A 21,323-nucleotide genomic window follows, 5' to 3' on the forward strand; every position below is an offset into this window, starting at 1 on the left:
CTATGGCAGGAAACGACCCACTGGTGAGTGCCCTCTCCGGCATCGACAACGCCGAGAGCGTCGGGCACCTCGACCACACGGTAGCACCCGCCTCGAACGTGATCGGCCAGATTCTCGAGGTCTTCTACGACCGCGGGTATATCGGCGGCTTCGAGTTCGTCGAAGACGGCCGAGCAGGCAAGTTCGAGGTCGAACTGAGTGGCGCCATCAACGACTGCGGGGCGGTCAAGCCCCGCTACTCGGTCGGCGCTGACGAGTACGAGCAGTGGGAGAAGCGGTTCCTCCCGGCCCGGGACTACGGGTCGCTCATCGTCACGACCAGCCACGGCGTCATGAGCCACTACGAGGCCCGCGAACAGGGCATCGGTGGCCAAGTCATCGCATACGTCTACTGATGAGTAGAACAGAACTCACTATCCCGGACGACGTCTCCGCGGAGATCGACCACCTCGACCTCACCGTCGAGGGCCCCAACGGAACCGTCACGCGACGGCTCTGGTACCCCGACGTGACCGTTAGCGTCGCGGAGGGCAGCGTGGCTATCGAGGCGCCCGATGAGTCGGACGCCAAGACCCGCGCCACAGTCGGTACCTTCGAGAGTCACATCCGGAACATGTTCCACGGCGTAACCGAGGGATGGACCTACGAGATGGAGGTCTTCTACGCCCACTTCCCGATGCAGGTGGAAGTGCAGGGCGAGGAGATCGTCATCGAGAACTTCCTCGGCGAGCGCGCCCCGCGGCGGACGCCCATCCGGGGCGACACGCAGGTCGAGATCGACGGCGAGGAGCTCACGCTTTCGGGCTCCGACAAGGAGGCCGTCGGTCAGACCGCAGCGGACATCGAACAGCTCACGCGGGTCAGCGACAAGGACAACCGCGTGTTCCAGGACGGCGTCTACATCACGCAGAAACCCACGGGTGATGCCTGATGGCTGACGACGCACCTGACAACATCGAGGACATCAGCGGTGTCGGCCCGTCGAAGGCCGAGACCCTAAGCGAGGCCGGCTACGACTCCGTCGAGGACCTCAAGGCCGCTTCGCAGTCCGAACTGGCGGAAGTCGAGGGCATCGGCAACGCGCTGGCTGCCCGTATCAAGGCCGACGTCGGTGGCCTCGAAGTCGAAGAGGAGACCGAGGCCGAGATCGAGGAAGAGGTCGAGGAGGAGGCCGAGGAGGAAGAGGAAGAAGTGGAGACGGAGCTCCAGCCTCGCGGCCACGCCGACAAGACCCCGGACCTCGACGACGAAACTGCGGCCGCACTCGCCCAGAAGCACCGCGAGGGCAAGCCGCAGTTCAACCGACAGGACTACCACAAGAAAAAGCGCGTTCCCACCTCGTGGCGACGCCCGCGCGGCACCCTCTCGAAGCAGCGCCGCGGCATCAAGGGGAAGGGCGACACGGTGCAGGCGGGCTTCCGCTCGCCGAAGGCGGCCCGTGGGCTCCACCCCAGCGGCTTCGAGGAGGTTCGCGTCCACAACGTCGACGACCTCGACGGCGTCGACGGCGACACGCAGGCGGTCCGCATCTCCTCGAAGGTCGGTGCTCGCAAGCGCGAGCGCATCGAGGACGAATGTGAGGACGCCGAGATTCGCGTGCTCAACCCCACCTACGTCGAAGTGGAGGTAGAGGAATGACGGATCTGAGCGCACAGAAGCGACTCGCCGCCGAGGAGCTCGATGTCGGCGAGAACCGCATCTGGTTCGACCCGGAGGAACAGGACGAGCTCGCGGAAGCGATCACCCGCGAGGACATCCGCGATCTGATCGCGGACGGAACGATCCGCACGGAAGAGCCCAAGTCCAACTCCCGTGGCCGCGCCCGCGAACGCGAGGAGAAGCGCGACTACGGCCACCGCACCGGCGCCGGCTCCCGCAAAGGGAAAGCCGGCGCGCGGCGCAGTGAGAAAGACGAGTGGGTCAGTCGGATCCGCGCACAGCGCGCCCGACTGAAGGAGCTTCGCGACGACGAGGAGGTCCTCGACCGGACCCAGTACCGCGAGCTCTACAACAAGGCCAGTGGCGGCGAGTTCGACAGCGTCGCCCGACTCGAGGCCTTCGCGGAGAACAACTACGACGTCGACATCGGAGGCGACGACTAATGGCAACAGGACCACGATACAAAGTGCCGATGCGTCGTCGCCGTGAAGTTCGGACGGACTACCATCAGCGGTTGCGCCTGCTGAAATCCGGCAAGCCTCGCCTGGTCGCCCGGGTGAGCAACAAGCACGTCAGGGCGCAGCTGGCCAGTCCCGGACCGGACGGCGACGAGATCCACGCCGCAGCGTCCAGCGAGGACCTGGCGGAGTATGGCTGGGAGGCCCCCACGGGCAATCTCCCGAGCGCGTACCTCACCGGGTTCCTGGCGGGTCTGCGAGCCGTCGACGCCGGCCTCTCGGAGGCCGTGCTCGACATCGGTCTCAACACGGCGACGCCCGGCAACAAGGTGTTTGCAGTACAGGAAGGTGCAATCGACGCAGGGCTCGAAATCCCCCACAGCGACAGCGTGCTGGCGGACTGGTCGCGTAACCGCGGCGAGCATATCGCCGACTACGCCGAGCAGGTAGAGGGTGACCTCTACAGCGGGGAGTTCGACGCCGCGGAGCTACCCGCACACTTCGACGACGTGCGCGAGGCGCTCCAGGAGGACTACGAATGAGCCACAACGACGGCTGGGAGCCGGTAACCCGGCTCGGAAAGAAGGTACAGGAAGGCGAGATCACCTCGATGCAGGAGGCCCTGGAGTCGGGGCTCCCCCTGAAGGAACACGAGATCGTGGACCAGCTCCTCCCCGGCATGGAGGACGAGGTCCTCGACATCAACATGGTCCAGCGCATGACCGACTCGGGCCGGCGGGTGAAGTTCCGCTGTGTCTGTGTGGTCGGCAACCGCGACGGCTACCTCGGCTACGCCGAGGGTCGTGACGACCAGGTCGGCGGTGCGATCCAGAAGGCCATCGAGGTCGCCAAGATGAACATCATCAGCGTGGACCGCGGCTCGGGCTCCTGGGAGGACCAGGCCGGCGGCGTGAACTCGCTGACCCGGAAGGCCGAGGGGAAGGCCGGTTCGGTCGAAGTCGAAGTCATCCCGGCCCCGCAGGGGCTCGGGCTGGCCGGCGCCGAGACCGTCCGGAACATCCTCGAGCTTGCGGGCATCCAGGACGCGTGGACCCGTTCGGACGGCAACACGCGCACCACGGTCAACCTCGCGAAAGCGACGTTCAACGCACTCGAGAACGCCTCGCAGGCACGCACCCCGCGGCGCGCGCGGCGCGTCCAGCGCGAGGCAGAAGGTGAGGTGGGCAACTGATGCGGGCGATCATCCAGCTCCGCGGCGAGGTCGACATGACCGCGGGCCAGCGAGACACCCTCGAGATGCTCAACCTCGGTCGCGTCAACCACGCCACCCTCGTCCCCGAGGCCGACACGTACGACGGGATGGTGGCGAAGGTCAACGACTTCGTCGCCTTCGGCGAGCCGTCCGTGGAGACGCTGGCGCTCGTCCTCGAGAAGCGTGCGGACGTCCTCGAGAGCGACGCCGCCGTCGACGAGGCGTTCGTCGCCGAGGAGACCGAGTACGACAGCTTCGAGGCGCTTGCCGAAGCGCTGCTCGACGAGGAGACGACCCTGCGAGAGCAGGGTATCTCCCCGACGCTCCGTCTGCACCCGCCGCGTGGCGGCCACGACGGGATCAAGCACCCCGACAGCACGGGCGGTGAACTCGGTCCGCACGAGGACATCGACCCGCTCCTGGAGGCGATGCGATAATGACCAGTAAGAAACGACGCCAGCGCGGATCCCGCACCCACAGCGGCGGTAGCCACAAGAACCGGCGCGGCGCCGGACACCGTGGCGGCCGCGGCAAGGCCGGGAGCCGCAAACACGAGATGCACCACTACGGGCCCTGGGCGAAGCACGGCTTCACCCAGCCCGAGGAGGTACAGGACAACGTCGCCGAAGTGCGCGTCCAGAAGATCGACGAGGACGCCGCGCTACTGGCGGCGGAGGGCGTCGCCGAGAACGACGACGGCGCCTACACCATCGACGCACGCGACGTCGCCGAGGACGGCTGGGAGGTCGACGTGGTGAAGGTGCTCGGCAACGGGCAGGTCCGACAGGAGCTGCACGTCACCGCCGACGACTTCAGCGACTCAGCGACGGGGCTCATCGAGGCAGCTGGTGGCTCGACGACCGTCTCCGAGCGCGCCGAGGAGCGCGCCGAGCGGGAGGCCGAGCAGGCCGCCGAGTCAGAAGAAGCCAGCGAGGACTGACAGATGGGTTGGAAGGAGACCGCCGAACCGGTGCTCACGCGGATGCCCACGGTCGCGCGGCCGGAGGGCCACGTCCCGTTCAAGCGCAAGCTAACGTGGACCGCCGGCATCCTCGTGATGTACTTCTTCCTGACGAACGTCACGCTCTACGGGCTCCAGACCGGCGGGACTGACTTCTACGGGCAGTTCCGGTCGATCCTCGCCGGCGCATCCGGATCGATCCTACAGCTCGGGATCGGGCCAATCGTCACCGCGTCGATTGTCCTCCAGCTACTGGGCGGGGCCGACCTGCTCGGGCTGGACACCGAGAACGACCCGCGTGATCAGGTGCTCTACCAGGGGCTCCAGAAGCTGCTGGTCGTCGTGATGTGTATCCTGACCGGCGCACCGATGGTGTTCGCGAGCCCGCTGCTCAACGCCGACCCGATGGTCGCACAGTCCCTCGGGATCGGCCAGCGAGGCGTCGAAGGGCTGCTGTTCGCCCAGATCTTCGTCGGGGGGATCCTCCTCCTGTTCATGGACGAGATCGTGAGCAAGTGGGGGGTCGGCTCCGGGGTGGGCCTGTTCATCATCGCTGGTGTGAGCCAGCGGCTGGTGGGCGGGCTGTTCTCCTGGAGCGGGCTGACCGCCAACTCCACGGACGGCTTCCTCGCCGTCTGGATCGGGATCATCACCGGGAGCACCGATCTTCCGGGTTCGCCGCTGACCAGCGAAGGGCTCTCGGCGATCTTCCTCGGCCAGGGGATGATCCTCGCGATGATCACGACGGTGCTGATCTTCGTCGTGGTCGTCTACGCCGAGAGCGTCCGGATCGAGATCCCGCTCTCGCACGCCCGCGTCAAGGGTGCTCGCGGGAAGTTCCCCGTGAAGCTCATCTACGCGAGCGTCCTGCCGATGATCCTCGTTCGGGCGCTGCAGGCGAACCTGCAGTTCCTTGGACAGATCCTCCACAGCCAGTGGACCGGTATGCCCACCTGGCTCGGGGAGTACAGCGATCAGGGGCAGGTGACTGAGGGGCTGTTCTGGTACCTCAAGCCGATCCAGAGCCCCCAGGAGTGGATGTGGTTCGCGGGCGCGACCGTCACCCAGGACTGGTGGCAGGTGCTCGCCCGGATCGGCGTCGACCTGACGTTCATGATCGTCGGGGGCGCCGTGTTCGCGATCTTCTGGGTCGAGACCACCGGGATGGGCCCGGAGGCGACCGCCCAGCAGATCCAGAACTCGGGGATGCAGATCCCCGGGTTCCGACGGAACCCGCAGGTGATCGAGAAGGTGATGGAGCGGTACATCCCGCAGGTCACCGTCATCGGCGGCGCCCTCGTTGGGCTGCTGGCGGTGATGGCGAACATGCTCGGCACCATCGGGCAGGTCTCCGGAACGGGGCTGCTGCTGACGGTCTCCATTACGTACAAGCTGTACGAGGAGATCGCCGAGGAGCAGCTGATGGAGATGCATCCGATGATGCGCCAGATGTTCGGCTCGGAGTAGCCGAGCGACCCGCGGCTCCTTCTACATTCGTTTCTCGACGGCGAGTGCCGACAGCGTCGACGCCAGCGTGGCGTCAGCTGCGGCCACACTCCGTGAGTCATGGTACACCGGCTCAGAGTAAGGTTATAACCCTCCAGCCGATACAGTCGTTGTCCTATGAAAAAGCAGGAGCTCATCCACCTGCACGGCCTTCTCGCCGAACTACAGTCCCAGTTCGACGCTGCGGGTGAGACCGTCTCCGAGGAGTATCGAGAGCTCGGCGTCCAGCCGACGTCGATTCACCGGTCGAAAACTGACCACAAGGCAGCCGTGTTCGCGCTGATCCACGGTGTCACTGACGAACTCGAAAGCGGCGACGGCGACGCGGAGGCCGAGACCGTCTCGGCCACCGCCGACTGACTCCGCTACGGCAGTTCGGTTCCTGACCAGAATCCCCGAGCGACGGCGTCGCCGTCCCGGCAACGAATCAGTTCATCGACTGAAGCGTTTATCCCTCTCGCACTCGTAGTTGAATTATGGCGCGCCGGGTAACCGCGCCGGTGAGATCATGAGTGTACGACAGTCACAATCGGGCGACCTGCTGGCATCGTACCCCGACTTCGGGCTTAGCTGTCTGTACGACGACGAAGACGACCCCGCGGAGGTGACCGTCTTCCCGGGCGAGGAGCGCTCGACGACGGAGTGGCTCACCGCCGATGTGGAGAGCGCGGTCGCCCTCGAAGACGTGCGGTAACGGTGCGGTCCCAGTTTTTCGGCTACGTCGACGACCACCCAGAGTAGTCAGGGGAGAGTCCCCGGTTCTGAGCCAACACCACGGAGGTAGCGTTAAACGAGCGGCGCCAGTACGCCGACCCATGACCGACGACCCGACAGCATCGCTTCTCTCACACCTGCTCGTTCCGGTGGCAACCGAGACCGACGCCCGTGAGACGGCAGTCGCGCTCGCTCCCTACGCCCCCGACCGCGTGACGGTCGTTCACGTCGTCGAGAAAGGCGAGGGCGTGCCCGACGAGACGCCGGTCGAACAGTCCGAGTCCGTCGCCGAAGCGGCGTTCACGGCGTTCCGCGAGCAGTTCCCCGAGGCCGAAACGGAGACAGCCTACCGCCGCGATGTCGTTGCGGGCGTCATCGACGTCGCCGCCACGCTCGGGGTGAGCGCCATCGCGTTCCAGCCCCGGGAGGGGAGCCGACTCAAACAGTTCCTCGCGGGGGACCGAACCCTCCGGCTCGTGACCGAGGCCGACCGCCCCGTGATCACGCTGCCGGGGCGCACCGATTGAGGGGAGAGCTCACGGCGGGCTTCGACGGCCGCTCGGCCGATAGCTACGCCGCGAGCAGTTCTGTCTCGACGACCGTCACGTCCTCGTCGATGACCAGGCGGAGCACGTCGTCGTCGATCCGACAGCGCACTTCGACACGCCACGGGTCGCGTGAGAGCACCTCGTCCTCGGCGTACTGATAGATCGACCAGGGGTAGCGCTCGAAGATAGCGATCCCGTGGTCGTGGAAGAAGCTGATCACCGCCGGCTCGATGTTCATCGCGAACGGGACGCCCGAATGCATCGACCAGCCACACCGTTTGCAGACGAACTTCGCCACCGAGGAGTACACCCGTTCGTTGAACTCCTCCAACTCCCCGCCCTCCTCGATCAGGTCGCGGTCGACCGTCCCCGCACAGTAGGGACAGATCCCCTGGCGCATGGATAGCTGATCCCTAAAGATGTACGTCCCGCCCGCCCGGAGCAGCGACTCGGGCTTCTCACGGTCGAAGCTTGCCGGCGGGATGGCATACCGGATGACGAGGTTGTCACAGACGCTACAGCCGAGGTGGAACCGGCTGTCCCCGTACCACGCCGCCGCCTCCGCGCCACAGTACGGGCAGTGCTCGTCCTCGACGGGCACGGGGTCGGTCCCCTCGTCGGCGGTGTACGCCCCCGAGACGATGGCCTGGTAGATGTTGCTCCCGGGGGGGTTCAGTTCGTATCCCTCCTCCTGTTTGGCGACTAGCCGACCGGTCAGCTCCGAGAGGTGGTAGTTGAACCGTCCGTTGTCCTCGACGCCGACGCGGCGCTGGAGGCCGGTGAAGGAGACGGGCATCTCCTCGCCGGCCGCCTCCGCCTCCCCGAGTGCTCGCAGGATGTCGAGTCGGACCTCGGTCGAAAGGAGGTCGAACGCCTCGATTGACCCGTCGACGTCGTCACGCATCCCTCCGGACTGGAACCCCAAGATGCTTATAATTTCTGCGCTGTCAGCAGTGAACGGGAGCCGCGAAACGCGTGTCGATCCCGGTGGACTGTCGCGATTTCTCTCACCACAGGAAGTGAAACGTCGTTCACCGAGCGTTTTTGAGAGGGTAGGACGAAAAGGGCCACGCGTGCGAGAGGATGGATCTGCCTCTGACACACGGTCGCCTCCGCACGAGACCGGCTCCTCACCCACCTTCCGGTGAGGAGCGTTTCGGATTACGGGAACGCTTTACTCCCCGCCAGCGCAAGCGCCCGCATGCACCGACTCCGTCCTGACTGCCCTGCCTGGCCCAGCGAGCAGCCGTGACCGGGGGGTACGCCCGCCGCGAGAAGCCGAGTCGCTACGCGTTCTCCACCCGCGAGATCACGTTCGACGACCGGCAGGGCCACCTCTTCGTCCCCGACCGCCCGGAGACGCCGCCGGTCGTCGTCCTCGCACCCGGCGCGGGCCTGCGCTGGCGCGCGGCGCTCGAACCGACCGCCGAGCGACTCGCGGCCCGGGGCTACGCCGTCTTCGCATTCGACCACCGCGGCTTTGGCGGCAGCGAGGAGCCACGCTCCTCGAGCAACCGGGCAAATCCCGGTGAAGTCGACGAGGAACGACTGCTCTCGCCCGCGCGCCAGCGCGCTGACCTCGACGCCGCCATCGAGGCGATGCAGGACGACCCGGCAGTCGATGGCGACCGCCTCGCGCTCTGGGGGATGGACCTCTCTGCTGGCACCGCACTCGCGGCCGCCGCCGATTCGTTCCGCGTCGACGCCGTCGTCGCCCGGTTCCCCGTGCTCGCAGGGAAAACGCTGCTTCCCGGCTGGGTCCGCCCCCGACTCCGCGGGCTGGTCCGCGGGGTCGCCGATTACCCCATCTCCGCGCTGGGGCGCCTGCGTGGCGTCGAGGCAAGTGAGCGAGGGCACCACGTCCCACTGTTCGGCGAACCGGGGGAGACCGCAGCCATCGTCGCCCCCGGCGCCGAACGCAGTGTGCGGACCGCGCTCGGGCGCGATCCGGGGACGACGCCCGCACGCTCGTTCGTGACGCTTCAACGTCACGACTGCCGAGACGTGCTCGCCGATCTCTCCTGCCCGGCGCTGTTCGTCGCCGGCGCCCACGACGAGGTGGCGCCCGCCGAGCGCGTCGCCGCCGCCAGCGAGGAGGCCCCCGACGCCTCGCTCGTCCGGGTGCCGGCCGACCATTACAGCGCCCTCGACGGCGAGGGGCTGGAGCGCACGCTGAACCACGAACTCGCCTTTCTCGACGCCGAACTCCGCCGAGATGCCAGCACAAAGCACTTGTAGGCTAGCAGCGACCGATACGGTATGGACAGCAAACGCGTCCTCGCCGCCGGCGCCATCGTGGTCGTCGTCGGCACCCTCCTCGCCGCGGCAGCGGTGCCCGCGGCGATCTCCGACCCCGGCGACGACGGGCCGATCCGCCCCGGACCGGTGCGGGTCGTCGACGCCGACATCGCGACAGGGGAGATCACGGGACAGACCGCCGACCTCAGACTGTACGCCACGCTCGACCACCGCGGCAACCCCGCGGAGAACGTCTCGGTTCACTTCAAAGCGACCGACGCCGAGTCCGGCCTGCTCGTCGCCGAGCGGGAACTCTCGGTCGGGAACCTCACCGCCGAGGGCGAGCGCCGCGTCTCCACGGTGCTCTCGGTGCCCCGTGAGGGCGGCTACGTACTGGAAGGGATCGTCTACCGGAACGGCACGCGCGTCGACGAGTTCAGCCGCGAAGTCAGCGGCGTCGAGGCGCTGACGCCCAACTACGCCCGCTCGAACGTGAGCTTCGTCGAGGACCCCGTGCTCGAACCGGTGACCGTCTCCATCGCCGACGCCGGCGAGAACCGCACCACGCTCGAACTCGGCGGCTGGCTCACCGCCACCGGGCCCAGCGAGGCCGACTCGCTCTCGGTGACGTTCATCGTCCGGCAGGCCGAGTCGAACGTCGTCGCCGCCCGGACCACCGTCGACGCCGGCGGCCTGCGTGAGGGGCGCAGTGAGACGGCCACCGCCGACGTGACGGTGCCCAGCGAGTACAACTACTACGTCGACGCGGTGCTCTCTCGGGACGGCGTCATCATCGACACCGCCGCCGGCGTGGTCAACCTGGACCCGACGGAGACCATCGAGCGCAACCAGACCAGACGCGAGGTCGAGTTCGACGCCAGCGACTTCGACAGCGACGACGGCGAGGGCCAACCGCCCGAGCGGACCGAGGCCGCCCAGACGGTGACCCAGACGCCCGGCTTCGGGCCCGGCGTCGCCGCCGTGGCGCTGCTCGGGGCTGGCCTGCTGGCACGGAGGCGACGATGAGCGACGACCAGTCGAGCGACGACCAACCGAGAGACAAGCGGCCACAGACGGAGGATCCCATGACCGACACCACCGACACCGACATCGAACCGGCAGGCGGGAGCGAATCGGCTACCGGAACCGACCCAGCCGAGAACCGCACCGACGAGGGGAGCGACGACCGCAGCGACCTGCGGCGCACGCTCAACTACGCGCTGCTGGGTGGGCTGTCGCTGCTGGCGCTGATCGCGACGATCCAACTGTACCTCAACGTCTCGTCGGCGATCAACCAGTGGGTTACCTACGAGTACCGCTCGCTGTTCCAGGCGGCGTTCAACCTCACGGTGCTACTGCTGGTGAGCACGGGGATGGTCTGGCAGGTCCGCCGACTCCGGGAATAGCTACGCGGTCGCCAGCCACCAGGCGGCGACCACCGCAAGCCCGCCGACTGCCGTCGACGCGACGGCGTGCAGCCGCAGGCGGTCGAGCATCGCGTGGGCGTCGTCGTCGACGCTCAGCGCGTCGTGCACGTCGCTCCCTAACTCACAGCGCGGGAGGAAGTCCATCGCGACGTGGAGGAACACCCCGGTCGCGAAGCCGAACACCAGAGCGTTGAACCGCGGGTCCGCGGGGAGCGTGACCGAACTCGCCAGCACCGCCACGACCCCGACGCCGGCCGCCGGGAGCAGTACCGGGTGCCAGGAGCGCCCGTTTCGGGTGAGTCGCCCGGCGGCCGCATAGCCCGCGGGCCCCTTGTGCGAGACGATAGCCACCCCGAGTAGCCGCCCCAACTCCGGCATGTTGCCGTAGACGATACCGATGATCGCGCCAGCGGCAGCCGCGTGAGCGGTTAACTGTGCGACCGTCGAGTCCATCGGGAGGTTCACGTGTGAGAGTCGGTGGCCGACCGTGTGGGCGCCGAAGCCGACGATGACGCCGGCCGCGACGCCGAGGCCGCCAAAGCGGAGGTGGTGGCCGAGCGCGTCGGGTAAAAGGAACACCCCGACGCTGACGACCATCGCGCCGCTGGCGAGCCCCGAGCCCCAGACGAGGGTACGCGGGCGCTCGTTGCCGGCCCGGAGCGACAACCACACGCCGCCGACCATGGCCACGAACGCGACCCAGCCGATCTGTATCGGTTTCCACGCGCCCGTCGCGGCCGCCAGCGCCGTCGCCGCGAGCAGGAGCAGGACGCCGGCGACGCCGAGGGCACGCTCCCCCCGCAGTTCACGATCCGCTGTATCCATCTACTGGGACTCATGCCGTTCCCGTTGAAAAGTGCTGGTAGTCGGCCGGCTCAGCGCGGGAGTTTCTCGAGGTCGCCGTCGTGGCGGATGTACTCGACCGCGATACCCGTGATCGGCGCGTTCGAGGCCGCTGCGGCGTCGCGGGCGGCGTCGAGGTACGACTCAGCGATGGCGACGACCTCCCCGTAGGCCTCGGAATCACTGTCGGCGAGCAGGTACTCCGCGGTGACGGGGGTGAGCTGGCCCTCGCGCACGTCGGCCGCGAAGTCGTCGACATCGTCGAGCCAGATCTGGGCGCCGATGATCGAGAGCACGACCGCGCGCTCGAACTCCGGCGAGAGGTCGATGCCGGCCTCGCGGAACATCTCCACCATCCCGTGGTAGATGACGCCGACACGGCCGTACTGGGTGACGAGATACGGCAGATCGAGTTCGGCTTCCTCGAACAGCGCGGGCGGGTCGTCGAAGGCGGGGTGTTTGTACTCCTCGCGAAGCGCCTCGCGGGCGGCCGCGGCGTCGAGATCGTCGCGGTCGCTCTCGTCGGTTTCGATGGCGGCCTCCTCGACCGCCTCTGTCTCGGCCGCTGCGACGTCACCAGAACTCGCAGAGTTCTGGTTGGCAGCCGAGAACCATCGGTTCTCGGCGAGGGCGTCGGCCATTAACTCTCGGAAATGCGGGTCCCGGTCCTGATGGGCTTCCGATCGGTCGACGGCGGCGTCGTACGCCGCCCGTACTTCGTCGGGGAACGCCGCGAACTGCTCCTGCACGGCGGCTTGCAGCACTTCTTGGGCGATGCTGGCGACGCGGGCGCGGTCCTCCGGCGCCAACTCGAAGTCGACGCCGAAGTCCTCGTACTCGCCGTCGTTGATCGCGTCGCGCATGTCGCCGTCGAGCAGGGCGACGACGACCAACTCCGCCACCTCGCGGGCGCGGCGGGTCTCGCGAACCAGTTCTACCGGGTCGGCCTCGGCGTCGGCGCGGCGCCGACGGAACTTCGAGATGGGGTCGGTCGCGCGCCGGCCCGAGACGGGGTCGATTCCGGGCGGCGCCGCGGCCGTCGCCCGCCGGTAGACGTGTGCCAACGTGAGTTCGACCGGGAGGGTGAGCTTGGTGTCGTAGGAGAACGCGACCGATTCGCGGCCGAACTCGTCGGCGAGTGCAGCCTCAACGTCGGCGTAGGCGTCCTCGACGATGCGTTCGATCTCGTCTTCGACGCGCTGTTGGAGACGGATCGCGGCGAGTTCGAGCGATCCGCCCGCCGCGTAGTGACTGAACACCGCGCGGGCGGGCGTCGGTAGCGCGTCGACGCCCGCGAGGCTGTCTGCGAGCCCACGGAGCGGTCCGGACATGCGTTTCCGTGGGCCGACCAGCGGTTTGAAGCTGTCCATCCCCGAACCGACCGGGTTTTTGCCGCCCGCGGGCGAGACGCAGTATATGCGACGGCATCTCGCGGCGCGGGGCGAGCGGGTCGCGGACCTCGCTCGGCTGCTCGCCCGGAGTGCGCTCGACACCAACCCGGTGCCCGACTGGGACCACGTCACGAAGGTCGACCCCGAGGCGGCCAAGAAGCTCCCGCTGCTCTACCCGCTCTGGCTCTCGGAGACCGACGCCGTCTCCGTCGGCGGATCGGCGGACGTGACGCCGGAAAACACCGCGGCGGCCTTTGACCTGCTCACGCCGCTCTCGACGCCGGTCTGTCACGAACCCAGCGGCGCCGACCACGTCACCAAGCAGAGCCACGAGGCTGCGGACCTGCTGCTCGTTCCGGAAGTGCTGAACGGCGATAGCGAGGCGCTCGTTGGCACCCTCGGCGCCGCCGTCGAGAGCGTTCGCGAGGACCTCGCGCCCGCCCTGATCGACGAGAAGGCGCCGTGGCTGCCGGGCAGCGTCGCCGACTGGCTGGCTAACGTCGCCACGTCGGCGCTGCTCGCGGACGCCGCCTTCGAGGCGTACATCGTCCAGAACCCCGACAGCGCGGCGGCCCGCGAGGCCGGCGTCGGTTCCGAGGACGTGCTCTCGCCGGGCGAGGCCAAGCGCCGGGCGATGGCCGCGGACCGGCATCTGGAGTCGGAAATCCTCTATCTCGAGTACTCGGGCACGTTCGGCGACGACGAGGCCGTCGAGGCGCTCTCCCGGATGGACGACGCGCTGGTGCGCTCGCGGGTCTGGTACGGCGGCGGCCTCTCGAACGGCGAGGACGTGCAGGCGGTACGAGAAGCCGGCGCCGACACCGTCGTCGTCGGCGACGCGTTCCACCGCGTGGCCGAGCGCGAGGCCGAAATTCTACAAGCCGCTGAGGAGCGCCTCGACGCCGGCGCCGATCCCGAGACGATCCGCGAATGGGTCGACGACCGCGTGGCCCCGGACGGGCCGGGTGCGCGCTTCCTCTCGACGGTGCCGGGCGTCGACGACCCGCTTGCGCTGGCTTGCGAGTACACCGGCGCGACCGTCCGCGCGTGGCTCGAACTCCGTGATCGGCGGGAGCGAGCCAGCGAGCGCGACGAAGGGATTCCCGTCATCGACATCCAGCGCACCGCGCTCCGGGCCGCGCTGGCACCGGTCGTCGACGACCCCGACCGGCTAGCGGCGACGGTCGCCCGCGCGGCGCTCTCCGGGCGTGAGGAGGGAGTGGGCGACGGCTCTCGGGGGAGCGAACAGCTCAGCCTCTCGCTGTTCGACGGCGGAGCGTCACACTAACGTACTCGCGGCTACCCACCAGCGAGTATGGTCGAACCAGCGGAAGCCGGATTCGTGCTCGGGTCGGGACTGCTCGCGTGGGTCGCGGTCGTCACGGCGACCGACGGCTGGAGCGAGCCAGTGATCGCTGTCTGGGCCGCGTTCATCAGCCTCGGCGTCGCCGGCGCGTTCCTGGCGGCCGAGGCGTTCGAACTGCCGGTCTGAGCCCGCAGCAGCGCGGCGGAAACAGCAGTTTGAAACGCGACGCTCACTTCGGATCGGTCGATGACTATCCCCTCGTTCGTGGTCGGCATCGCCGGCGGCACCGGCGCCGGCAAGACCACGGTCTCCCGACTCATCACCGAGAGCGTCGGGGAGTCCGTGACACGGATCCCACTCGACAACTACTACGAGGATCTGAGCCACCTCGACATGGAAGCGCGCCAGGAGGTCAACTACGACCACCCGGAGGCGTTCGAGTGGGAGCTACTCCGTGACCATCTGCGCGCGCTCTCGGAGGGGCAGGCAGTGGAGATGCCCCAGTACGACTTCGAGATCCACAACCGCAAGGACGAGCGCGTGACGGTGCTCCCGACCGACGTGATCATCGTCGAAGGAATTCTTTCCCTGTACGACGAGGCGATCAACGACATGCTCGATCTGCGGCTCTACGTCGAGACGGACGCCGACGTGCGGATCCTCCGACGGATCAAGCGCGACGTGATCCAACGCGGCCGCGAACTGGAGGACGTGATCGACCAGTATCTCTCGACGGTGAAGCCGATGCACGAGCAGTTCATCGAACCGACGAAGAAACACGCCGACCTGATCATCCCCGAGGGGGCCAACTCCGTGGCGGTGAACCTGCTCGAGGAGAAGATCCAGGCCGAAATCGAGGGCGAGGGGACCCGGACGTGGGAGCGCGGGTCAATCGAACAGCAGTTGGGCGAGCGGATGTCCTTAGAGGAGGAGTAACGTAGTCGCGGCGCCGGTCCGGTCAGCGGTTTCTCACACCCGATGCGTCAGGCGATCCCGGACCGCGCGCTGACAGTCAGCCAGCAGGTCGTAGAGCCGCGTGAGCGTCGACAGCACCGGGTAGACGACCGGGAACGGCTGGTAGAGATAACGCACCAGCGAACGGTGGCTCACGTCGGCGGCCGCGTTCCGGCCAGTCGTTCGGTGCAGGAGCGCCTGTCGCTCGGCGAGCAGGCGCTCACACCGTTCCCGGTACTCTGTGAGGCGGTCGTGGCGCTCGTGCAGCGTCTCGAACCCAAACGACGACAGCGGCGTCTCCTCGGCCATCGTCATCCAGTCGGTGATCGCACCCACTGTCTCGCCGACAGCCTCGAGCGACTTAGCCTCGCTTTCGAGCGAGTCAGTCGTCGCGTCGATGCCGCACCGGCGGTCGTGGACCGCCGAGAGCACTGCCCGCTTGGTCCGGGGCGTGAACACTGGGTCGGTCGTCGGCGCCACCGCCAGCGCGACCCCGTCCCCGAGCTCCTCGCGGATCGTCTCCAGTAACGGCTCGTCGTTGCCGATGTCGTCGACGCTGTAGGGCCGAACTGTCTCCGCGAACGCCTCCCGGACCTTCGCGCATGCCGAATCACCCGTGTCGCCGCCGGTCCGGGCTGCCACAGCGCCGAGCGCAGTCCCGCTGCCTCCCATCGCCGGGCGAGCCTCGGTCGCCGACAGCGACTCGACGCGGCGGCGGAACCGCCCGTAGGCCGCACGCTCCTCCGCGAGCGCTTCGCGTTCCCGCTCGACGGTCTCCAGGGCGCTGTCGACGTGAGTCTCGATCACCGGCCCACCCCGGGTTTCGACCCGTCGGCGCCCGGCGAACTGTCCACGCCCCCAGTCCCGGGCGTCTGTGAGACGACGATGTCGTACTGCGGAAGGGCGGGGTCGTAGTTCCGGAGCGCCGCGCGGTACTCCTCGGTCACGCGCGCTGCTCGACGGGCCGCCGTACGGCTCTCGAACCGACAGGTGTCGGCCGGCACGGGTCGGTCGCCGTAGCGCCCACAGATCAGGTAGTACTCCCCGCGGTCGCTCGCGAGCGCCTCGATACGCTCCCGAAGGCGACAGAGCCGTCTTTCGGTCATCGGCCCACCTCGCGCCGACACCGGACCGGCTCCCCGGCCGAGTCACGTCGGGGGCGGCCGCCCCGGGACCCGGTTCCGCGCCACGATCCGTTTCGGCTGTCTGTGGTTCGCATACTATTTAGGCTGGCCTAAACCCATATAGTCGTTATGGCTTTTCGGCCAGCCTAAAACTGAGCAATCGCGAGGGGCGGGGCTCCGAGCCAAGCGTCGACGGGGAGAGAGCTGATCAGGCGTCGACGAACTGCTCGGCGCCCTCGTAGAACCAGTAGCCGTTCTCGCGCATCGTCTCGCCGAGCGTCTGGTGGAACTCGACGAAGTCCTCGAACTCGTCTTGTCCGACGTGTTCGAAGATCTCCGCGACCGAGACGACCTGCTCGTGGCTGATCCGGACCGGGTCGTCGCCGAACTCCTCGACGTACTCCGCGGCCGAGAGCGGGAAGTCCTCCTCCTCGTCGATCTTCTTTGCGAGCACCGCGTGCCCGTACTTGCGCCGGCCTTCGCTGCCCTGTTCGCCGTCCGGGTCGTGGGGCCAGTCGTCGACGTCGCTCATTAGTCGAGCGTTCGCCCGACCGGCCCAAAGCCTTTGCGTTCGACGCGGTGTGCTCGCTACTCGTCCTGCCGGAGCGTGAGCAGCGCCAACAGGAGCAACAGCACCGCCAGCAGCGAGCCGACGACGGAACTCGGAGTGCCGAGCGTGGTCCGGCGCTCTGCCACCGTTGCTTCCTCGTCCGCGGTCCGGGTCGGCCGCGGCGTCGCCCGGGCCGTGACGGTCGCCGTCGCGGTGTCGGTCGGCGTGACCGTCGGCGTCTGCGTCACCTCACCGGTGTCACTGCCCGGCGGGGTAGCGGTCTCCTCGGACGTGTTCGGGGTAGCCGTCGGGGTGGCAGTGGGTGTTGCGGTCGGCGTCGATGACGGCGACAATGCCGGGACAGAACCGGGGTTCGACGTTGGCGTCGAGGTGGGAGCCGGGGTTGCTGTTGGGGTCGGCGTTGGGGTTGCTGTCGGGGTTGCTGTCGGGGTCGGCGTCGGGGTTGCTGTCGGGGTTGCTGTCGGGGTCGGCGTCGGGGTTGGCGTCGGGGTTGCTGTCGGGGTCGGCGTCGGGGTTGGAGTCGGGGTTGCTGCCGGGGTTGGAGTCGGGGTTGGCGTCGGCGTCGTCTTCGTCGACTCTTCGACAGTCACGTTCACCGTCTCACTCTCCGTGTTGCCCGCCGCGTCGGTGGCGGCGTATTGGATCGCGTACTCGCCGGGGGTGTCGTAGCTCCCACTCCAACTGTCGCCGGTGCTGTCCGGCGCGCCCTCGGCGGTCCAGCGCTGTGACACCACCCGCGTCACGTTGTCGCTCGCGTCGGCCGAGAGCGTGACCGTCGTCCCGGTTGTGACGGTCATATCGTCGCTGACCGTGACGGCCGGGGGCGCAGTGTCGAGCGTGATTTCGTTCGTCGTCGCGGTATCGTCGTTCCCCTGGCCGTCGATAGCCGTCACCGTGACCGCGTGGGGACCCTGGCTGCCGTTTCCCACATCGACGGTCGCCGCGTAGTCGGCGTCGTCGCCCGCCGCGAGGTCGACGGTGCCGGCGCCGAACGCCGAGAGATCCGCCCGGACCGCGTTCACGTCGCCGGAGACGTTCGCGGCCACGCGCAGGCGGTCGGACTCGTTGACCACGGCGTTGCCGTCGGTCGCGTCGGTCAGCGTGGCGTTAAGCAGCGTTGGCGTCCGGTCGTCCAGCGTCGCGTTGGCCGTGAGGTTCTCGTCGTCGACGCGGCCGTCCGCCGCGGTCGCGCTGTCGAGGGTGAGCGTCCAGTTCCCGTCGGTGCTCACGTTCAGCGTGGTCTCGTAGCGGTACGGATCGGTTCCGACCTCGTCGAACGCGCTGAAGGAGACCGACTCGTTGCTCGGGCCGGAGAGCGAGAGGGAGGCGCCCGTCACGTCGTGGGTCGCCGAGAACCCGGCCGAGAGGTTCCCGTCCGCGGTCGTCGACAACGTGAGGTTGTACGCGTCGAACGGCGGGACGTACGCGTCGTCGGTCAGGTTTTCGTCGTCGACGCGCCCGTCCTCGGCGGTCGCGCTGTCGAGCGTGACGGTGTAGTTACCGCCCGTCGCGTTCTCGGCGGTGGCGGTGTAGACGTACGGCGCCGAGGAGTCGTTCGTGGTGAAGTCGCTCCCGTCGAGCGTGACGTCGCCCGACCCATTGACGACCATGTCGACGCCGTCTGTCGGGTGGGTCGCGTTGAACTGTACCTGGAGTGCGCCGGGGTCGGCGGTGGCGTTCAGCGCGGTGACGTTGTACGGCTCTTTCACCGTGGCGTTGTCCGTCTTGTCGCTCGTGGTTTCGTCGCCGTCGACTGAGCGTGCGTGGTCGACGCTCGCGGTGTACTCGCCCGTCTCGTTGGGCCGGTAGGTCGTGGTGTAGTTCCACGAGCCCCCGGACTCGGTCGCGTTGAACGCCGAGAGCGTGAAGTTTCGCGAGTCGGGCCCGGAGACGGTGACTGATAGTTCCTCGGCCTGCTCGCTTAGCTGTACCGTGAGGGTGAGGTTCCGTGGGTCGCTCTGGAGGTCGACCGTCTCTACGACGAGCGGCTCGTCGGGGGGGTTTATCCACGCGACGCCCGCTTCGTCTGTCGTATGGAGGTTTTGGCCGTCTTCGTCCGTCAGTGTGACGAGGTTCCCGCCGCCCATCGTTGCGTACTTCAGGGTTTTACTGTCGGCGTAGACGAACTCTAAGCCGTCCGTGGTATCGAGTTCGACGCCCGCGACGGGACTCTTGTCTATCCCCCCGCTTGCGATGGTCTCGGTCGTTCCGTCGGCGTTGACCAGCACCATGTTGCTGCCGTCGGTAATTGGCGTCTCGGCGACGCTGTCGCCGTCGAAGTCACGCGGCGCGCCCACGCCGAGACCGCCGCTGTTGGAGCCGATATCGCTGGTGTAAAACAGCTGTACGTCGCCCCCGGACTCGTTGTAATAACGTAGCCCCGTCGAGGTACCGACGAACACGAGTTCGTCGACGCCGTCGCCAGTCACATCAGCGACACCGAGCGCGGCCGTCGCGTCAGCGCCGTTCGCAACGCCGCCCGTCGTGCCGCTGGCGTTTACCCACCGGAGTTTGTTGTTTGAGTCGGCGTAGTACAAGCGCGACGTGCCGTCGCCGTCGAGGTCACCGATGGCCATCTTCGTCGTCGTCGAACTGGCGCTGTTGCTTAGAACCGTCTTCTCGCCCGTCCGGTCGACCACGCCAAGGGTCCCGTCGCTGGTCACGTACGGCACCTCGACGGCCCCGTCGCCGTCGAACTCGGCGCCATGCCCGACGATCTTCGCCGAGACGCCCGTGTCGATCTGGCTGCCGTTGGCCGTCGACAGCATGACAGTGCCCGAGTTTTGGCCGACGTAGCCGAAAGTCACAGTCGCGTTGGCGGGCCTGTCGGCGCCCGATGGCGCTGTGGCTGTTTCGAACCCTGTCTCCCCCGTCTCGCCGACGGCGCCACCCACCGCCCCCGCGGTGATGACGGCTAGCGCCATGGCTACCGCTACGGACGTTGACAGCTTACCGTGTCCCATATCCCGTATTGAAGAACGCGACAGCGACGGATAAAAATCGGGCCCGATTAACGCTGTTCGAAAATCCCACAGTAGCGAGCTACCGGGAGCCGTCGCTTCTCACTATCGTTCGAAGACGACGGTGGGACTGGGATTCGAACCCAGGAGGCTTGCGCCACCGGTTTTCAAGACCGGCGCAATAGGCCACTCTGCCATCCCACCGCGACGACCCAGGTTTCTCGCCCCGATGGGTTGAAGCTACCGCTCTCGGGCGGTCACCCGTGTCGGACCAGTTCGCCGTCCTCGTCGACGAGCAGGCCGTACTCCTCGATCAGTTCGGTGGTGAACGCCGGCACCACACGCTCGGCAGCGACGCGGGCGCGGATCTCCGCGACCACGCTCGCGAGTTCCTCGCCGGTCCGGACTGTCGGCTGGGTCGGGATGAACTCGGTATCGTGGCCGGCGCCGCGGGCCAACTCCGCGAGCGTGTTCAGCACCGGTGGCGTCATCGACTCCGAGAAGTCGACAGTGTCGGTGAAGCCGGCGTAGTACACCGAGCCACCGGTGCCGGGGCCGAGCACGACCTCGTTCGCCCGGAGCTTCATCGCCGAGGAGTCGATCACCGTGCGGGTGACAAAGGGGGTGTTGCCGGGGAGTACCGCGACGGAGCCGACTTCCTCCTCATCGCGGAGCAGATGGGTGACCGTGTTGCCGACGCGGGCGCTGGCCGTCGAACCGACCTGTGGCTCGAAGCGGACGTTTCCCACGTCCTCCAGCGCCTCGGCAGCGAGCGCGCGGATCTCTGCCTCGGTCGGGACCTCGGTCTGGTGCTCCTCGTCGAGCAGTTCGCCCGGGAGGTAGTTCACCAGCAGGTCGGCGCCGGAGCGCTCGACGGCCCGCATGGCGTCCTTGTCCATCGCGGCCGCGAGTTCGGCGACCTCCTCTGCGTTCAGCGGGCTTGTCGCAGCGAGGTCCGGGAAGCGAACCCCGGGCCGTGGCGGATCGGCGAGTAGCGCGACGACAGTCATGGGCGACTGTCGGCCGGCGACCCGCTTCAATCCGGCGGGTCCCGGACGACGACCAGCGCCGCGTTTAAGCGCCCGCCCGCCGACCCTGACAGCATGTTCGGCTCCCGCAGCGCGTTGCTCGTCGCCGGCGCCGTCTCGGCGCTGTCGCTCGGCGGACTCGCGACGTTCCTCCGACTGCTCCCCGACTCGGCGTCGACGCTCCCCAGCGCGGCGACGTTCGCGCTGGTCGTCGTCGCCGTCGCGACGGGTGTCGTCGTCGGCAGTCGTGGCGTACCCGACGAAACAAGCTACTGGTAGCTGGGGCGGCACGACACAGCCGCGGCATCACGCTCCGTGGCCGGAGCACGGCGGCTCCGGCGGGTCGCGTCGCGGCTGAGTTATACAGAGCAAGGAGAATACCCGCGCCTTTAGGCGCGGGATGAATCCGACAATGCTCGCCA

The 21,323-nt window shown here is 67.9% G+C and carries 27 protein-coding genes and 1 tRNA gene; 19 read left to right on the forward strand and 9 right to left on the reverse strand.

Translation table 11 applies throughout. The features are described 5' to 3' along the window. Positions 1–2: 2 nt before the first annotated feature. The 12 genes from J2753_RS09800 to J2753_RS09855 all read left to right on the forward strand — a co-directional run bounded on the left by J2753_RS09800 (position 3) and on the right by J2753_RS09855 (position 7,038). Positions 3–395, forward strand: a complete 393-nt coding sequence (locus J2753_RS09800; protein ID WP_209491792.1) for a 30S ribosomal protein S8 — start codon at positions 3–5, stop codon at positions 393–395. After that, positions 395–931, forward strand: coding sequence for a 50S ribosomal protein L6 (locus J2753_RS09805; RefSeq protein ID WP_209491794.1), 537 nt, complete (start codon positions 395–397; stop codon positions 929–931). The genes J2753_RS09800 and J2753_RS09805 overlap by 1 nt, the downstream gene beginning before the upstream one ends. Continuing rightward, positions 931–1,638: a 50S ribosomal protein L32e gene (locus J2753_RS09810; RefSeq protein WP_209491795.1), complete on the forward strand. Its 708-nt coding sequence runs from the start codon at positions 931–933 to the stop codon at positions 1,636–1,638. Before J2753_RS09805 ends, J2753_RS09810 begins: the two co-directional genes overlap by 1 nt. Next, a complete protein-coding gene (locus J2753_RS09815; protein WP_209491797.1) occupies positions 1,635–2,102 on the forward strand; it encodes a 50S ribosomal protein L19e in 468 nt (155 codons plus the stop codon). Before J2753_RS09810 ends, J2753_RS09815 begins: the two co-directional genes overlap by 4 nt. Continuing rightward, entirely contained in the window at positions 2,102–2,659 is a 558-nt protein-coding gene (locus J2753_RS09820; protein ID WP_209491799.1) for a 50S ribosomal protein L18, read from the forward strand. Before J2753_RS09815 ends, J2753_RS09820 begins: the two co-directional genes overlap by 1 nt. Continuing rightward, complete coding sequence (locus J2753_RS09825) at positions 2,656–3,309, forward strand: 30S ribosomal protein S5 (RefSeq protein ID WP_209491801.1); 654 nt, start codon at positions 2,656–2,658, stop codon at positions 3,307–3,309. Before J2753_RS09820 ends, J2753_RS09825 begins: the two co-directional genes overlap by 4 nt. Beyond that, positions 3,309–3,767 (forward strand): 50S ribosomal protein L30, encoded by a 459-nt coding sequence (locus J2753_RS09830; protein WP_209491803.1) that lies wholly within the window; start codon positions 3,309–3,311, stop codon positions 3,765–3,767. Before J2753_RS09825 ends, J2753_RS09830 begins: the two co-directional genes overlap by 1 nt. Beyond that, complete coding sequence (locus J2753_RS09835; RefSeq protein WP_209491804.1) at positions 3,767–4,270, forward strand: uL15m family ribosomal protein; 504 nt, start codon at positions 3,767–3,769, stop codon at positions 4,268–4,270. Before J2753_RS09830 ends, J2753_RS09835 begins: the two co-directional genes overlap by 1 nt. A gap of 3 nt (positions 4,271–4,273) precedes the next feature. Further along, entirely contained in the window at positions 4,274–5,758 is a 1,485-nt protein-coding gene (gene secY, locus J2753_RS09840) for a preprotein translocase subunit SecY (protein WP_209491806.1), read from the forward strand. Between the two features lie 156 nt (positions 5,759–5,914). Beyond that, on the forward strand, positions 5,915–6,157 hold the full coding sequence (locus J2753_RS09845; protein WP_209491808.1) for a UPF0058 family protein: 243 nt from the start codon (positions 5,915–5,917) through the stop codon (positions 6,155–6,157). Positions 6,158–6,305: 148 nt separating this feature from the next. Beyond that, positions 6,306–6,491: a DUF7511 domain-containing protein gene (locus J2753_RS09850; RefSeq protein ID WP_209491810.1), complete on the forward strand. Its 186-nt coding sequence runs from the start codon at positions 6,306–6,308 to the stop codon at positions 6,489–6,491. 121 nt (positions 6,492–6,612) lie between these two features. After that, positions 6,613–7,038 (forward strand): universal stress protein, encoded by a 426-nt coding sequence (locus tag J2753_RS09855; RefSeq protein WP_209491812.1) that lies wholly within the window; start codon positions 6,613–6,615, stop codon positions 7,036–7,038. 43 nt (positions 7,039–7,081) lie between these two features. Here the strand turns inward: J2753_RS09855 and J2753_RS09860 are convergent, their stop codons facing one another. Beyond that, positions 7,082–7,963 (reverse strand): winged helix-turn-helix domain-containing protein, encoded by an 882-nt coding sequence (locus J2753_RS09860; RefSeq protein ID WP_209491814.1) that lies wholly within the window; start codon positions 7,961–7,963, stop codon positions 7,082–7,084. Between the two features lie 344 nt (positions 7,964–8,307). On the opposite strand from J2753_RS09860, the gene J2753_RS09865 reads away from it, so the two are divergent. Genes J2753_RS09865 through J2753_RS09875 form a run of 3 tightly spaced genes read left to right on the forward strand, consistent with a single transcriptional unit; the run spans position 8,308 to position 10,703 of the window. Next, a complete protein-coding gene (locus tag J2753_RS09865; RefSeq protein ID WP_209491816.1) occupies positions 8,308–9,297 on the forward strand; it encodes an alpha/beta hydrolase in 990 nt (329 codons plus the stop codon). Between the two features lie 21 nt (positions 9,298–9,318). Next, positions 9,319–10,323, forward strand: a complete 1,005-nt coding sequence (locus tag J2753_RS09870) for a DUF7490 domain-containing protein (protein ID WP_209491818.1) — start codon at positions 9,319–9,321, stop codon at positions 10,321–10,323. A gap of 59 nt (positions 10,324–10,382) precedes the next feature. Further along, positions 10,383–10,703: a hypothetical protein gene (locus tag J2753_RS09875; RefSeq protein WP_209491820.1), complete on the forward strand. Its 321-nt coding sequence runs from the start codon at positions 10,383–10,385 to the stop codon at positions 10,701–10,703. On the opposite strand, the gene J2753_RS09880 is transcribed toward J2753_RS09875, so the two are convergent. After that, positions 10,704–11,549, reverse strand: coding sequence for a ZIP family metal transporter (locus J2753_RS09880; RefSeq protein WP_245334592.1), 846 nt, complete (start codon positions 11,547–11,549; stop codon positions 10,704–10,706). 50 nt (positions 11,550–11,599) lie between these two features. Continuing rightward, the gene (locus J2753_RS09885) at positions 11,600–12,898 is read right to left on the reverse strand and encodes a hypothetical protein (protein ID WP_209491822.1); all 1,299 of its coding nucleotides are present in this window, start codon (positions 12,896–12,898) and stop codon (positions 11,600–11,602) included. A gap of 85 nt (positions 12,899–12,983) precedes the next feature. Here J2753_RS09885 and J2753_RS09890 point away from each other — a divergent pair, with 85 nt between their 5' ends. Genes J2753_RS09890 through udk form a run of 3 tightly spaced genes read left to right on the forward strand, consistent with a single transcriptional unit; the run spans position 12,984 to position 15,200 of the window. Then, positions 12,984–14,246, forward strand: coding sequence for a geranylgeranylglyceryl/heptaprenylglyceryl phosphate synthase (locus J2753_RS09890; protein ID WP_209491823.1), 1,263 nt, complete (start codon positions 12,984–12,986; stop codon positions 14,244–14,246). A 27-nt stretch (positions 14,247–14,273) separates the two neighbouring features. Next, positions 14,274–14,450 carry a hypothetical protein gene (locus J2753_RS09895; protein ID WP_209491825.1) on the forward strand — a complete coding sequence of 59 codons (177 nt, stop codon included), beginning with the start codon at positions 14,274–14,276 and terminating at the stop codon, positions 14,448–14,450. Positions 14,451–14,510: 60 nt separating this feature from the next. Then, positions 14,511–15,200, forward strand: a complete 690-nt coding sequence (udk, locus tag J2753_RS09900) for a uridine kinase (protein ID WP_209491826.1) — start codon at positions 14,511–14,513, stop codon at positions 15,198–15,200. A 33-nt stretch (positions 15,201–15,233) separates the two neighbouring features. Here udk and J2753_RS09905 read toward each other — a convergent pair whose 3' ends face one another. The 6 genes from J2753_RS09905 to J2753_RS09930 all read right to left on the reverse strand — a co-directional run bounded on the left by J2753_RS09905 (position 15,234) and on the right by J2753_RS09930 (position 20,883). After that, positions 15,234–16,025, reverse strand: coding sequence for a DUF7260 family protein (locus J2753_RS09905; protein WP_209491828.1), 792 nt, complete (start codon positions 16,023–16,025; stop codon positions 15,234–15,236). After that, the gene (locus tag J2753_RS09910) at positions 16,022–16,324 is read right to left on the reverse strand and encodes a DUF7552 domain-containing protein (RefSeq protein ID WP_209491830.1); all 303 of its coding nucleotides are present in this window, start codon (positions 16,322–16,324) and stop codon (positions 16,022–16,024) included. The genes J2753_RS09905 and J2753_RS09910 overlap by 4 nt, the downstream gene beginning before the upstream one ends. 226 nt (positions 16,325–16,550) lie before the next feature. Continuing rightward, positions 16,551–16,874, reverse strand: a complete 324-nt coding sequence (locus J2753_RS09915) for a DUF5785 family protein (protein ID WP_209491832.1) — start codon at positions 16,872–16,874, stop codon at positions 16,551–16,553. Positions 16,875–16,930: 56 nt separating this feature from the next. Continuing rightward, positions 16,931–19,837, reverse strand: coding sequence for a hypothetical protein (locus J2753_RS09920; RefSeq protein WP_209491834.1), 2,907 nt, complete (start codon positions 19,835–19,837; stop codon positions 16,931–16,933). Positions 19,838–19,995: 158 nt separating this feature from the next. Then, positions 19,996–20,077 (reverse strand) — tRNA-Ser (locus J2753_RS09925). Positions 20,078–20,130: 53 nt separating this feature from the next. After that, positions 20,131–20,883 carry a hypothetical protein gene (locus J2753_RS09930; protein ID WP_209491836.1) on the reverse strand — a complete coding sequence of 251 codons (753 nt, stop codon included), beginning with the start codon at positions 20,881–20,883 and terminating at the stop codon, positions 20,131–20,133. A gap of 93 nt (positions 20,884–20,976) precedes the next feature. On the opposite strand from J2753_RS09930, the gene J2753_RS09935 reads away from it, so the two are divergent. Further along, positions 20,977–21,180, forward strand: a complete 204-nt coding sequence (locus tag J2753_RS09935; RefSeq protein WP_209491838.1) for a hypothetical protein — start codon at positions 20,977–20,979, stop codon at positions 21,178–21,180. Positions 21,181–21,323: the final 143 nt, after the last annotated feature.

The organism is Halolamina salifodinae, from assembly GCF_017874235.1.
GTDB lineage: Archaea > Halobacteriota > Halobacteria > Halobacteriales > Haloferacaceae > Halolamina > Halolamina salifodinae.

Bases quoted from the DNA above. Each gene is read 5' to 3' on its own strand.
- J2753_RS09895 (WP_209491825.1), top strand. From the start codon at position 14,274: ATGGTCGAACCAGCGGAAGCCGGATTCGTGCTCGGGTCGGGACTGCTC.
- J2753_RS09875 (WP_209491820.1), top strand. From the start codon at position 10,383: ATGACCGACACCACCGACACCGACATCGAACCGGCAGGCGGGAGCGAA.
- J2753_RS09855 (WP_209491812.1), top strand. From the start codon at position 6,613: ATGACCGACGACCCGACAGCATCGCTTCTCTCACACCTGCTCGTTCCG.
- J2753_RS09830 (WP_209491803.1), top strand. From the start codon at position 3,309: ATGCGGGCGATCATCCAGCTCCGCGGCGAGGTCGACATGACCGCGGGC.
- J2753_RS09825 (WP_209491801.1), top strand. From the start codon at position 2,656: ATGAGCCACAACGACGGCTGGGAGCCGGTAACCCGGCTCGGAAAGAAG.
- J2753_RS09850 (WP_209491810.1), top strand. From the start codon at position 6,306: ATGAGTGTACGACAGTCACAATCGGGCGACCTGCTGGCATCGTACCCC.
- secY (WP_209491806.1), top strand. From the start codon at position 4,274: ATGGGTTGGAAGGAGACCGCCGAACCGGTGCTCACGCGGATGCCCACG.
- J2753_RS09885 (WP_209491822.1), bottom strand. From the start codon at position 12,898: ATGTCCGGACCGCTCCGTGGGCTCGCAGACAGCCTCGCGGGCGTCGAC.
- J2753_RS09920 (WP_209491834.1), bottom strand. From the start codon at position 19,837: ATGGCGCTAGCCGTCATCACCGCGGGGGCGGTGGGTGGCGCCGTCGGC.
- J2753_RS09930 (WP_209491836.1), bottom strand. From the start codon at position 20,883: ATGACTGTCGTCGCGCTACTCGCCGATCCGCCACGGCCCGGGGTTCGC.
- J2753_RS09860 (WP_209491814.1), bottom strand. From the start codon at position 7,963: ATGCGTGACGACGTCGACGGGTCAATCGAGGCGTTCGACCTCCTTTCG.
- udk (WP_209491826.1), top strand. From the start codon at position 14,511: ATGACTATCCCCTCGTTCGTGGTCGGCATCGCCGGCGGCACCGGCGCC.
- J2753_RS09880 (WP_245334592.1), bottom strand. From the start codon at position 11,549: ATGGATACAGCGGATCGTGAACTGCGGGGGGAGCGTGCCCTCGGCGTC.
- J2753_RS09805 (WP_209491794.1), top strand. From the start codon at position 395: ATGAGTAGAACAGAACTCACTATCCCGGACGACGTCTCCGCGGAGATC.
- J2753_RS09915 (WP_209491832.1), bottom strand. From the start codon at position 16,874: ATGAGCGACGTCGACGACTGGCCCCACGACCCGGACGGCGAACAGGGC.
- J2753_RS09845 (WP_209491808.1), top strand. From the start codon at position 5,915: ATGAAAAAGCAGGAGCTCATCCACCTGCACGGCCTTCTCGCCGAACTA.
- J2753_RS09810 (WP_209491795.1), top strand. From the start codon at position 931: ATGGCTGACGACGCACCTGACAACATCGAGGACATCAGCGGTGTCGGC.
- J2753_RS09890 (WP_209491823.1), top strand. From the start codon at position 12,984: ATGCGACGGCATCTCGCGGCGCGGGGCGAGCGGGTCGCGGACCTCGCT.
- J2753_RS09820 (WP_209491799.1), top strand. From the start codon at position 2,102: ATGGCAACAGGACCACGATACAAAGTGCCGATGCGTCGTCGCCGTGAA.
- J2753_RS09935 (WP_209491838.1), top strand. From the start codon at position 20,977: ATGTTCGGCTCCCGCAGCGCGTTGCTCGTCGCCGGCGCCGTCTCGGCG.
- J2753_RS09910 (WP_209491830.1), bottom strand. From the start codon at position 16,324: ATGACCGAAAGACGGCTCTGTCGCCTTCGGGAGCGTATCGAGGCGCTC.
- J2753_RS09800 (WP_209491792.1), top strand. From the start codon at position 3: ATGGCAGGAAACGACCCACTGGTGAGTGCCCTCTCCGGCATCGACAAC.
- J2753_RS09815 (WP_209491797.1), top strand. From the start codon at position 1,635: ATGACGGATCTGAGCGCACAGAAGCGACTCGCCGCCGAGGAGCTCGAT.
- J2753_RS09870 (WP_209491818.1), top strand. From the start codon at position 9,319: ATGGACAGCAAACGCGTCCTCGCCGCCGGCGCCATCGTGGTCGTCGTC.
- J2753_RS09835 (WP_209491804.1), top strand. From the start codon at position 3,767: ATGACCAGTAAGAAACGACGCCAGCGCGGATCCCGCACCCACAGCGGC.